Source organism: Micromonospora sp. HM5-17, assembly GCF_003762835.1.
GTDB lineage: Bacteria > Actinomycetota > Actinomycetes > Mycobacteriales > Micromonosporaceae > Plantactinospora.
Map to the genome: position 1 here is coordinate 170,189 of NZ_RJWA01000002.1, position 10,875 is coordinate 181,063.

At 67.7% G+C, this 10,875-nt stretch carries 9 protein-coding genes and 3 pseudogenes; 10 read left to right on the forward strand and 2 right to left on the reverse strand.

The window, feature by feature from the left end; genetic code table 11:
• The first annotated feature begins 291 nt into the window (after positions 1–291).
• From EF879_RS26925 to EF879_RS06055, 5 genes and pseudogenes are all read left to right on the forward strand, one after another.
• Complete coding sequence (locus EF879_RS26925; RefSeq protein ID WP_148086364.1) at positions 292–630, forward strand: hypothetical protein; 339 nt, start codon at positions 292–294, stop codon at positions 628–630.
• 144 nt (positions 631–774) lie between these two features.
• Positions 775–1,884: pseudogene (locus tag EF879_RS06040) on the forward strand (FtsK/SpoIIIE domain-containing protein); the annotation flags it as partial.
• Positions 1,881–3,190 (forward strand): annotated as a pseudogene (locus tag EF879_RS06045) (replication initiator). The pseudogenes EF879_RS06040 and EF879_RS06045, both read left to right, overlap by 4 nt.
• On the forward strand, positions 3,187–3,378 hold the full coding sequence (locus EF879_RS06050; protein ID WP_123555688.1) for a helix-turn-helix domain-containing protein: 192 nt from the start codon (positions 3,187–3,189) through the stop codon (positions 3,376–3,378). Before EF879_RS06045 ends, EF879_RS06050 begins: the two are co-directional and overlap by 4 nt.
• Positions 3,368–4,642 carry a site-specific integrase gene (locus EF879_RS06055; RefSeq protein WP_123555690.1) on the forward strand — a complete coding sequence of 425 codons (1,275 nt, stop codon included), beginning with the start codon at positions 3,368–3,370 and terminating at the stop codon, positions 4,640–4,642. The genes EF879_RS06050 and EF879_RS06055 overlap by 11 nt, the downstream gene beginning before the upstream one ends.
• Before the next feature lie 35 nt (positions 4,643–4,677).
• Here EF879_RS06055 and EF879_RS06060 read toward each other — a convergent pair whose 3' ends face one another.
• Entirely contained in the window at positions 4,678–4,941 is a 264-nt protein-coding gene (locus EF879_RS06060; RefSeq protein WP_123555692.1) for a flavin reductase, read from the reverse strand.
• 176 nt (positions 4,942–5,117) lie between these two features.
• Here EF879_RS06060 and EF879_RS06065 point away from each other — a divergent pair, with 176 nt between their 5' ends.
• Both EF879_RS06065 and EF879_RS26930 read left to right on the forward strand, forming a co-directional pair.
• Complete coding sequence (locus tag EF879_RS06065; protein WP_123555694.1) at positions 5,118–6,308, forward strand: helix-turn-helix transcriptional regulator; 1,191 nt, start codon at positions 5,118–5,120, stop codon at positions 6,306–6,308.
• Between the two features lie 143 nt (positions 6,309–6,451).
• A complete protein-coding gene (locus EF879_RS26930) occupies positions 6,452–6,892 on the forward strand; it encodes a hypothetical protein (protein ID WP_148086365.1) in 441 nt (146 codons plus the stop codon).
• A 424-nt stretch (positions 6,893–7,316) separates the two neighbouring features.
• Here EF879_RS26930 and EF879_RS06075 read toward each other — a convergent pair whose 3' ends face one another.
• Entirely contained in the window at positions 7,317–7,823 is a 507-nt protein-coding gene (locus tag EF879_RS06075; protein ID WP_233604262.1) for a transposase, read from the reverse strand.
• A gap of 34 nt (positions 7,824–7,857) precedes the next feature.
• On the opposite strand from EF879_RS06075, the pseudogene EF879_RS06080 reads away from it, so the two are divergent.
• From EF879_RS06080 to EF879_RS06085, 3 genes and pseudogenes are all read left to right on the forward strand, one after another.
• Positions 7,858–8,598: pseudogene (locus tag EF879_RS06080) on the forward strand (hypothetical protein); the annotation flags it as partial.
• A gap of 246 nt (positions 8,599–8,844) precedes the next feature.
• Entirely contained in the window at positions 8,845–9,168 is a 324-nt protein-coding gene (locus EF879_RS26935) for a hypothetical protein (RefSeq protein ID WP_148086367.1), read from the forward strand.
• A gap of 1,001 nt (positions 9,169–10,169) precedes the next feature.
• Entirely contained in the window at positions 10,170–10,862 is a 693-nt protein-coding gene (locus tag EF879_RS06085; RefSeq protein WP_123555697.1) for a Uma2 family endonuclease, read from the forward strand.
• The last annotated feature ends 13 nt before the right edge of the window (positions 10,863–10,875 follow it).

Sequence of the window (10,875 nt, forward strand, 5' to 3'; positions counted from 1 at the left end):
CTAATTCAGGCAGAGGCTGCTGAAGGTGCTGCCGGAATTGTAGGTGGATCGATGAGGGCTGTACGAGTGCGCGGTCTCAACTCACAAGGCAGTGCACACGGCACTCCCATCAGCCCCTGCCCGAATGCGTGTCAACCTCTACTGAATATTCTAAGGATTAGGGCAGAGTAAGGTCCTGCTAGTTTGGGATGGGTCGGCGGGCTGGCGCTGTCGGTGTCGCCCGCCGACCTCGTCCTGGCCCGGTCTACCTGGACTGGGACCAAGCTTTCGATGCTCGAAGGGTGGGAGACCATGGGTGTAGTCGGTCTGCCCTCGTGGCTACCGGATTGGGCGGGGGCCGAGGCGGAATCGCGGAGTTTGGATGTTTCGGCGCTTCGCCTGCGCGCGCAAGAACTTGTAGACTTGGTCTTGACCGAAGACACAGAATATCTCGACGCTTTGCCAGCGAGTATCGAATCGGCCATCGTCACGCCCCTGGGCGTTCTGTCTGATTCGCTTGACGAAGGGACCGATGTCGAGGTAATTGTGGCGTCGCGATTGGTGCGGCGGGCAATTGACCCTTTCTTGAAAGAAGCTCCCGAGGAACTGCGTCGTTTAATTGGCTATCTGCCGTTCCCTGTAGGTCAATGATCGGGTTAGTTGGAATCGATCTCGGTGTAACACCGAGCGTTCGGGCCCGCCGTGGCGATGCCGCTCCGCTGTGCGCCGCTGGTTGTAACTGTGCGCCCCGGTTGCTGTCGCGGCTGATGTCAGACACGCGGCACACATGCAGATGAGTTTCAGGACGCCGCCGGGTATCTCGCCGATGCGTGGCGTGTGCCGCAGGTGCGGGTGGCGCAGGTCCGTCCGGGTCTGGTCCGGCTGCGGGCGTTGCTGGTCGACCCGCTGACCCAACCGAGCGTCTGGGATGGGCAGGCCGCGACCGCCGACCACGTGCGGACGTGGTCGGCGGGTGTTGACGCTGATGGCCAGCCGGTCACCGTCCGCTCGTCCGGGGTGTCTGGGGTGGTGGTTGCGGGGCTGGCCGGTTTCGGTAAGACCTCGCTGCTGAACGCGCGGTTCTGTCAACTCGCGGCGAGTCCGGCGGTGCAGTTCGTGTTGATCGAGGGCAAGGGTGGTCCGGACTACGACGAGCTGTTCCGTCGGGCGTGGCTGTCGGCGAAGGACGATCCGGAGCAGGTCCGTGATCATCTGGTGCGGGTGCATGAGCTGATGACGGGCCGTCAGCGGTGTATTCGGGCGGTGCTCGGGGTGAAGAACGTGTGGCATCTCGGCCCGTCCGCCTCGTGGCCGCTGGTCGTGGTGGTGATCGATGAGGCGCACACGTTCTTCAACGAGTCCAAGGGCACCGACGCCGAGTCGAAGAAGCGCGATGCGGTGGCGCGGCAGACGGCCCGGTTGGTGGAGGAGTTGGTGCGCAAGGGCCGCAACGTCGGTATCCAGGTGATCCTGGCGACGCAGAAGGCGACCGGGGATGCGATCCCGACGAAGATCCGGGACAACTGCCAGGTCGCGGTCAGTTTCGCGCAGCGCACCAGCGAGGCGGCCACGGCGGTGCTCGGCTCGAACATCACCGGCTTCCCGGATGAGCATCCGCGCCGGTTGCAGGACCCCGCCTACATCGGGGTGGCGTCGATGGTGGCCGAAGGCCGGCCCGGGTTCACGCTGGTCCGCACCCCGTACGTCAGTGACGAGGCTGCTGACCGGATCGCGGCGGACACTGCCGGACTGGTGTGCGACCCGCTGCGGCTGCTCGCCGAGGTTACCGGGGTGGACCGTCCCGGTGATGAGGACAGGGAGGGCGGCGGCTCATTCCGCCAAGAACACCCCGCCGCTCTCCCCGCAAGCAGCCCTCCCATGTGTGGAGAGGAGCTGCGCCGATGATGCCATCCACCGCTGCCGGCGTCGACCTCGACGCCCTGGTTCGCATCGCCGCCGCTCAGGAGGTGGAGGGCCGGGTTGGTGTGTGCCGGCATCCGATCCGGTTGACCGGGCGTGGTCTGCTGGTCGAGGCAGGTATCGGCCGTGTCCTCGCTGACACCGGCGACCGGCAGACGATCATGGTGCGGTGCCGTGACCGGCGTGCCGTGCGGTGTCCGGCGTGTTCGACGTTGTACAAGCTCGACGCCTTCCACCTGATCGCCGCCGGGCTCCGCGACGAGCCCACCGAGGCGGTAGGTGGCGTACCTCGGCCGCGGGTGTTCGTGACGGTGACCGCGCCGTCGTTCGGGCCGGTGCACCTCGGCCCCGCAAGGGGCGGCGTCCTTCGTCCTTGCCACCGCGCCGGGGCTGGCTGCGTTCGGTGGCATCTGCCGGGCGATCCGCTGATCGGCACCCCCCTCGAACCGGACAACTATGACTATCCGGGGCAGGTGCTGTTCAACGCCCACGCCGGGATGCTGTGGGCACGGTTCACCACCGAGGCACGCCGCACCCTCGCGGCTGTGGCGGGTCTGTCCCGGCGTGAGGCGGCCCGGCAGGTGCGGATGGCCTTCGCCTCGCCGGGTTCCAGGCGCGGGGAGTGGTCCACTTCCACGCGATCGTCCGGCTCGACGGGCCGGACGGCCTGCCCACCCCGCCGCCGACCTGGGCCACACTCCACGTGCTGGAAACCGCGATCCGCCGGGCGGTCCCCGTCGTCGCCGTCCCCACGCCAGCGGTCGTCGGCGGGCGTGTGCTGCGGTGGGGGCGGCAGGTCGACATCCAGCCGCTTCCCGCAGGGGATGTGGTGGTGGCCCGGTACGTGGCGAAGTACGCCACGAAGACCGCCGAGGTCGTCGGCGTTGACGTGCCTCCACTGTTCTGCCGCGCGTGTCGAGGCGACGGCCTACGCCCCGGCGACGACGCTCGGCGCTGGTGCCGGGCATGTTCGGGCACAGGCCGGTGTCCCGGCGTCAGCCTCGACCGGCTTCCCGAGCACGGCCGCATGTTGGTGGAGACCTGCTGGCGGCTCGGCGGACTGCCCGACCTGCGGGGGCTGCGGCTGTGTCGGTGGGCGCACCAGCTCGGCTACCGGGGCCACGTCACCAGCAAGTCACTGGCCTACTCGACCACCTTCACCGCGCTGCGCGGTGAGCGGCGCCGGTGGCGGCTGACCCGCCACGCCGAGGCTGTCGGTGTCGACCCGACCACCGACCTGCTCACGGTCGGGGACTGGCGCTACACCGGCCAGCTCGGGGAGGACCAATGAGCGGCCCCGACCTGTTGACCGTCACCGACGTGATGGCCCGGCTGCAAGTTGGCCGGCACACCGTCTACGACCTCATCCGCTCCCGCCGGCTGCACTCCGTCCGTATCGGCCGCTGCCGCCGCATTCCCGCCCGGTCCCTGGCCGGCTACCTCGGCGCACTGACCAAGGAGGCCGATCATGGCCGGTAGAAAGGTCAACGGCGAAGGCACGATCTTCCAACGCGCCGACGGCCGCTGGTGCGGCGCCGGCTACGTCCTCGCCGCCGACGGCACCCGCAAGCGCATCTACGTCTTCGGCGCCACCCGCCGCCAGGCGGCGGACAAGCTCGCCGAGAAACTGGCCGACTCGAACCAGGGCCTGGTCGTGGCCGCCGACCCGAACCTCACCGTCGGGGAGTACCTGACCGCGTGGCTGACCGGCGTGGCCCGGCATCGGCTCCGGGCGACCACGTACGTCACGTACGAATCGCTGGTCCGCCGGTTCCTGATCCCCGGCCTCGGCGCGCGGAAACTCGGCACACTGACCGTCCGGGACGTGCGGACCTTCCTCGACCGACTCCCAAGCGTGTGCCAGTGCTGCGCGCAGGGCTGGGACGCCAGACGGAACCCGAACCATCCGGTCAAGGCCCGCCGGCCGCGCTGCTGCGCAATCGGCAACTGCTGCAACAAGCACATCCGCCCGGCAACGGTCCGCTACATCCGGGCAGTCCTCTCGGCCGCCCTCGCCGACGGCGTCCGCGAAGGCCTCATCGGCCGCAACGTCGCCAGCTCGGTACGGCTACCCACACCGCGCAGCGACTTCCAACCGTTCACCGCCGGCGAAGCCCGCCGCTACCTCCTCGCCGCCGCCTACCACCGCCACGGCCCTCTGTTCGAACTGGCCCTACGCACCGGACTACGTCGCGGCGAACTGCTCGGCCTGCGCTGGGACGACATCGACCTCGACACCGGCCACCTGTACGTGCGGCGCACCCTCGCCCGCACCCGAGGCGGCCCCACCTTCCAGCCGGTCAAGACCCACCGCTCCGCACGACGCATCGTCCTGCCCCGCGACTGCGTCACGGCACTCAAGCGCTACCGCGCCCGACAGGACATCGACCGACGCGAGGCCGGCGACGATTGGATCGAAACCGGGCTCGTGTTCACCACCAGCACAGGCGGGCCGATGGACCCGGCCGCGATACACCGCCACCACCAGGCAATCTGCGAACTCGCCGACGTCCGCTACATCCGCTTTCACGATCTTCGACACACCTGCGCCACGCTGCTGCTGGAACAGGGCGTGGACCTGGTGACGATCAAGGACCTGCTCGGCCACGCGCAGATCCACACCACCGCCGACATCTACTCCCACGTCCGGCTCCGCCTGCAACGCCACGCCGTCGAGTCCATGGACCAGGCGCTGCAACCCGACCAGCCCGACGACGACCCCGACACCACCTCCGACGACTGAACCCGAAGCAACCGAGAACGCGCCCGCCGGGATCATCACCCCGGCGGGGCGCTCACGTTACCGCGGCGGCCGTCGGTTGGTTCGTACGGCCAGGTAAAGAACCGGCGATACAGGGTCCCCGACGTGGTGGCCGGCATGTTCACGCAGGCCTCGACGAAGAACCGCGACAGGTAGAGCATCAGCGACACCCGCGCCCCGGCGAACTCGGCCAACAGTTGACGTTTGCGGGTGAGGCACGGCCACGCCTGCCCACGCCCCGCACAGGTCCACGCCGGACGAACCGGCACGTGCATCGACATCGCTGCCCAACCCTCCGGAGGACGCCCGTGGTCTACGGTGGGAGGGCCGGGCACACACCCGGGTATGAAGAATGCCGATCTTCGTAACCGGTCCCGGCCCTCCCGGAACAGCACCAGCCAGGTCCGGACTCGATGCACGTCCCCGCTGGGCCTGCCACCAGGATCAGGGGAGACAGATGACCATGGAAGCAGGCGAGGGTCTTCCCCCGTCTACACCCGACACCGCCGACCTCGGCGCGCACCTGCGGGCCGCCCGCGAGGCCGCCGGGCACAGCCTCACCGGCATGGCCGCGCTCACCCACTTCAGCAAGCCCTACCTCGGCCTCGTCGAAACCGGCCGCCGCCCCACCACCCCCGACGTCGTCGAACGCTACGAACAGGTCCTCGGCATGCCGATCGGCACCCCACACGACCCGGTCCGCCTCACCCACGAATGGCTCATCGGCGACCCACCCGTCCCCCGGCAGCTACGTGCCGGGCGTCGAATCGGCACCTGGCTCATCGAATCGCTGGAAGGCCGAGTGATCGAACTGCGGCATCTCGACGACACCGTCGGCAGCCGCACCCTGCTACCCGTCATCCGCGCCGAACTCGACCAGGCCGAACACCTCGCCCGCACCGCCTCCTACACCGACGTACTCGGCAAGCGGCTGTACACCGTGATCGGCGAACTGGCCCAACTCGCCGGCTGGGTCGCCAGCGACGCCGGCCACTACCCCGACGCCCAACGCCTCTACCTGTCCGGCGTCACCGCCGCCGAAGCAGCCGGCGACCGAGCACTGGGCGCGCAACTTCTGTCCAGCCTCGCCTACCAGATCACCAATGTCGGCAAACGCGAAGACGCCCTCCTCATCGCCCGCTCCGCCGTCACCGGCGCCCCCGATGCCAGCCCGCTCGTGCAGGCGCTGCTGCTGGAACGCCTCGCCTGGGCCGCCGCCCGCCTCCGCGACACCGACACCACTCGCCGCGCCCTCGACGCCGTCGACGACACCTACGACCAGCGCTCCGACGGCGTAACCGAACCCGAATGGGTGTACTGGCTCAACCGTGCCGAGATCGACGTCATGGCCGCCCGCTGCCTCATCGAACTCGGCACCCCAGCCGCCGCCGAACCGCTGCTCACCCGCGCACTCGCCGCCTACAACCACGACCACGCCCGCGAAGTCGCCCTCTACCAAACCTGGCTCGCCGAAGGCCACGCCAGAGCAGGCGACCTCGACGCCGCCCGAGAGGTCCTCGCCCGCATCGACACCACCGCCATCGACGCGGGCTCTTCCCGCCTCCAACGACGCGTCACCGCCGTCGACCGCCTCATCGACCGCCGCGCACAGAAGAAGCCCGCCACCAGCCGGCAACCGACCGAGTAGACGCCCGACTGACGTCACGCCCCGCGCCCTCAGCTCGGCGTGCGCCCGCGTTGCTGTCACGGCTGCGGTCAAAATCGCCGCCAATCGATGGGCTGTCGGCGGGTGGTTGAGCGAAAGCCCAGCTCCCTGCCAAGATCGACGCCGTGACCTCGCCACGGCCATCGTGGCGAGGCCACACCTACTATGTGATGGCTGGCACAACGCCGGTCCTCGTACACAACTGCGGCGGAGGGTTTAAGAACGGCATCTCCGCAGATGAAATTGATGACATTAATCGCAGTTTCGGTGGCAGGCACGAACTCAATGGATCTGCCGCTAACGCGCTGACCAATGCATCCCGTTACAATAGTTTCTGGGAGAAGTTGGCAGTGTTGGTACGGGATATTGCGGGTTCCCATATGTATGACAACGGAAACAAGCGTACGGCCCATGCGGTTGTGTCGGAATTGATGCAGAGGAACAATATCATCAGTGGACCGAATTCCGATGAACTGTGGAGTGTGGTCGCCCGGGTGAGCAACTCCAGAAAGAAGGGCCATACCATGGACGTTGGCGAGATCGCAGGTATGTTGAGGGGCTTCTAGTGCTTGAGACCGGGTTTGGCCTGCCAGAACTCATGGAGGATCTTGGTCGCCATGGCGTGACCATGCTTCTGAAGGTCGACCATGAGCGCCTAGGATTCGGGCAAAAACCCTGGACGGTCGTGCTTTCTGGGCCGGCGCTGGGTGATCTTCGGTCAATCCATTCAGACTTTCATTCTCTACGAGAGGCGCTAGAGTATTGCCTTCCCAGGCTGCGAGACCTGCCGGGGGACTGGGAATGGCTTGAGGGGTATTCATTAGATTAGTTAGCCTCGATCGTTCACGGCTGATGTCGGCCGCCTCGGTCCCGCGCCTGTGGTCGCTGGTGTTCGGTGCGATCTGGTCGGGGGCATGGGGTGGGCCGTCTGTCGCGGTGGTGGGCGTGGTCTTCTTGGGTTCTCCGGTCGTCGGGGTTGGGCTGAGTGGGTCAGCCGGGGGCGGGGATGGCCGCGATTCGGGTGAACGTGGTGGTGATCTGGTCTGCCCGGGGCCAGGTTGATGGGATGCGTGGTCGGTGGCGGTGTTGGCCTCGGGTGAGGCGGGCGGCGGTGTGTGGCAGGCGGTAGCGCGGTCGTTTCGGTTCGGCTTTGGCCGGTTCGCCGTCGAGGGTGAGTAGTTGTAGCCAGGCGATCGGGTCGTTGGCGGTGGCCGTGATCTGGCACCAGGCGGTGTTGATGGCGAACTCGCGGGAGGGTAGCCGGCGCAGGCCGGTGTCTTTGGCGCGGCGGATGCGGTCCTCGACGCGGGCGTGGGCGTGGTGGCGGGCTTCCAGCCGCTGCAGGGCGCCGACGGTGGTGTTGGTGACGAACGCGGTGTAGCGCCAGCTGTCGTGTTCTTCGAACAGCGACAACTGTGCGCCGGGGTGTGGCCGTTCGCGACGCACGATCATCCGCGTGCCGGGCGGCCAGCCGGCAAGGGTGAGCAGGCTGGTCAACTCTGCGACCCGTGCGCCGTCGTGGATGCCGCCGTCGGCCGCGCAGGTCGCCCAGGCCCAGGCTGCCGCGAACCGGTCCCTGGTGTCGGTCATCCTCGACACCGCCTGGTACGTGCTCAAAGAGTTCATCGGCATCAACGGTGCGATCAACTGTTTCGGTGGTGACCTGTGGGCCTGCGCCAGCCTGATCATCGGCGCGATCCCCTGGGGCAAGATCACCAAGATCCGGTCGGTGAAACGGGCCATCGACCGCACCATCGCCGCCGTCCAGGCCTGGCGGGCCGCCAAACGCGCCGCCGAGACGGTGCTGGCCGCCGCCCGCGCCGCCGAGCAGGCCGCCCTCAACGCCAAGAAACTCGCCATCGAGCGTGCCAAACGCGCCGCCCAGGCCGCGAGGAAGAAGGCCGCCGACGCGGCCAACACCACCAGCAACAAGGCGGTCAACACCACCAAGAAGACCGGCAACCCCGCACAACGGGAAGCCCAGGCCAACGCCAACCCTCGCGCGTCCTCCGCCCGCTCCGGCGGCAGCGGCAAGTCCGACGGCGGGTCCAAGTCCGGCGGCGGTTCGAAGCCTGGTGGCTCCACCGGCGGCTCCAGCCGCAGCAACGCCGGCACCACCGGCAGCAGCGGCGCCGGCAAAACCAACGACGGCGCTGGCAACACCGGAGACAGCTGCCCGCGGCACAGCTTCGCGGCCGGCACCAAGGTGGTCACCGCCGACGGCGATCACAAACCAATCGAAACACTCCGCGAGGGCGACCAGGTCCTCGCCTGGCAAGAAGGCCACCCCGTGGATTTCGGCGAGTAAGTGTCGCTGTGTGGCAGCAGATAAGTACGATTCAGGCCATGGGTATGTCGCAATTGACACGCGGCTCGTGGGGCGAGTCGAGGACATCTCGGACGGCCCATTTCCGACGAGCAGGAGGCATGCCTCTTACGCGAGAAGAGACAAGGAAGTCTTGTTGTTCCAGCATGTCCCTGCTGAGGCGATCGTGGGTGTCTGGGGGAGAAGCTAAAGATGGCGGAAGGCGAAGAGTCCCTGATCGTGGCTCTCGACGAGGCATGGGATGAGGAGGCTGGCTTCCTTGGGAAGCTTCGGGCGGGAGTGTTTGACGAAAGTCAGGGGAATGCGTACGTCGAGCTACTTCGGCGGATTCCTGCTGCAATCTCGATTGGGTCGGATACGGTGAGTTCGGAGCTAGTGAAACTAATCTGGTTTGCACCGCAATTCGTCGAGTGGCAGATTGACCGGGTTGCGAAAGATGAAGCGGAGCGGGCGCGATTGCAGCGAATAGCGGACAGGGTGCATGAAGCAGTTTCTGAAGTGCTCGGCATTCCCTAGCCTCCGTGATTCGCACCTGACCCGAGTTCCGTCGGCCCGGAGCCTGGTCGCGACTGCTCAATGTGGTGGGGTTCCGGGCATGGGTGGTGGGCGAGCAGGTCACGGAGAGTAACGGCCGGCTGTGCATGTTCGTGGTCGGTGGCCCGCGTTGCCGTCACGGTTGCCGTCAAAAACCCTCAATGCATACCGATATGTAAATGCCATGCGGTTCGCCTCGGCTGGCTGGCTGTTTGGTGGCGCGCCGCGTAGCGGTGCGGCGTCGATCCCCGGAACCAAGCTACTCACCCTTGGGCGAAGGATCGTCGCGGCCTCGGCCGGCGGATCGGCGGCGATTCCTCGATGGGGTCCCGGGTGTTGGTGGGCGTGCGCGCGGGGCCATAGGCCGTAGCGCGTGCGCGCGGCCCGGCAGAGCCGGGCCGCTCTTGAATTTGGTATAGCAGTTTTGAGCCAGACATCCCGTACTACACGTGCCTATCGGTCATTTCAGTCAGTCTCGGACTGCTGGCGGGCGGGTGGTGGTCGGGCTGGCGCCGTCAGGTGCCTGTCCGGTGGTGTTGGCGGCGAGGGGCCGTAGAGGTCTTCGGGGTCAAGGGTCGCCCGGAGGGCGGTCGCTGCGGCTCGCGCCGGCGAGCGGTCGCACGCTGCGGCCGTGCCACCCGGGGCTCACCTACGGATAACGGTGTCCAGGATCCACGGTACCGTCACCCGCTAGGACCAGCGTGGGCTGTGGGTATGGGTGGTTGGCCACGAACACCCTGCCTGCACCGGGGAGGATGTCGACCCACACCCACTCTGCGGCAGCTGATGGTCCGGGTCGACGTCCTGACAGCAGCGGTGACGCCGTGAGCACCAGCCCCGCGTGAGCATCAACCCGCTGCTGGGACCCGACGGGCCGCAGCCCACCCATCGGCGGCTGTCGGACAGCTTGTGCGACGCCGTACGACGGGGCTGCGGGGCTAGGCTGGTCTGAGCAGAATGTCCCGCTGAGGGGGTGAGCCCGGATGGCCCAGGCCGCGTACGCGCCCGAGCCGGCGCCGGAGCCCACCGAGCCGTCGTTCGACGTGCTGAGGTGGCGTGACGAGCCGTGGACCGCGCAGCTCGCCCTCGACCTGTTGCCGGAGACCAACGGCCCCAAGGTTGAGGTCCTGAGCGGAAGCGTGATCGTGACACCCCACGCCGGATACGACCACCAGGATGCCGAGCTCGATCTCGGGTACCTGTTGAAGCAGGCGGCCCGCCGGGCCAAGCTGTGGCTCTACCTCGAAGCGAACGTCGTCTCCGGCGACGATCTCTTCATTCCCGACATCGTCGTCCTCAGGGTTCCCGGCGGGGGCCGGACAACCATGGACATCAGGCACGCGGTCCTGTTGGGCGAGGTCGTGTCACCCGGCAACCGTCGCAAGGACGTCATCGACCGGCCCCGCGAGTACGCCGCTGCCGGCGTACCGTTCTTCCTCCGCGTCGACCTGCGCAACCGGGTTCCCACGATCGCCCTCTTCGAGCTGATCGACGGGGAGTACCGGCCGCAGGCCGCGGCGGCGGCCGGAACCACGTTCGAGATGCGGAGGCCCTTCGAGTTCTCGATCGACCCAGGCGACCTGCTCGGTGAGGAGGCCCCGCCGGAGGAACTGCCCGAGGAGCCGGAGGAGCCGCACGGGGAGGCGGCGGACGGGAACACGGGCGGGGACGGCTGAGGCTCTCAGCGGA

What these genes read in the sequence shown, in the direction of transcription:
- EF879_RS26935 (WP_148086367.1), top strand. Translation starts at nt 8,845, where the DNA reads ATGGCGGAAGGCGAAGAGTCCCTGATCGTGGCTCTCGACGAGGCATGG.
- EF879_RS06050 (WP_123555688.1), top strand. Translation starts at nt 3,187, where the DNA reads ATGAGCGGCCCCGACCTGTTGACCGTCACCGACGTGATGGCCCGGCTG.
- EF879_RS06085 (WP_123555697.1), top strand. Translation starts at nt 10,170, where the DNA reads ATGGCCCAGGCCGCGTACGCGCCCGAGCCGGCGCCGGAGCCCACCGAG.
- EF879_RS06065 (WP_123555694.1), top strand. Translation starts at nt 5,118, where the DNA reads ATGACCATGGAAGCAGGCGAGGGTCTTCCCCCGTCTACACCCGACACC.
- EF879_RS26925 (WP_148086364.1), top strand. Translation starts at nt 292, where the DNA reads ATGGGTGTAGTCGGTCTGCCCTCGTGGCTACCGGATTGGGCGGGGGCC.
- EF879_RS06055 (WP_123555690.1), top strand. Translation starts at nt 3,368, where the DNA reads ATGGCCGGTAGAAAGGTCAACGGCGAAGGCACGATCTTCCAACGCGCC.
- EF879_RS06060 (WP_123555692.1), bottom strand. Translation starts at nt 4,941, where the DNA reads ATGTCGATGCACGTGCCGGTTCGTCCGGCGTGGACCTGTGCGGGGCGT.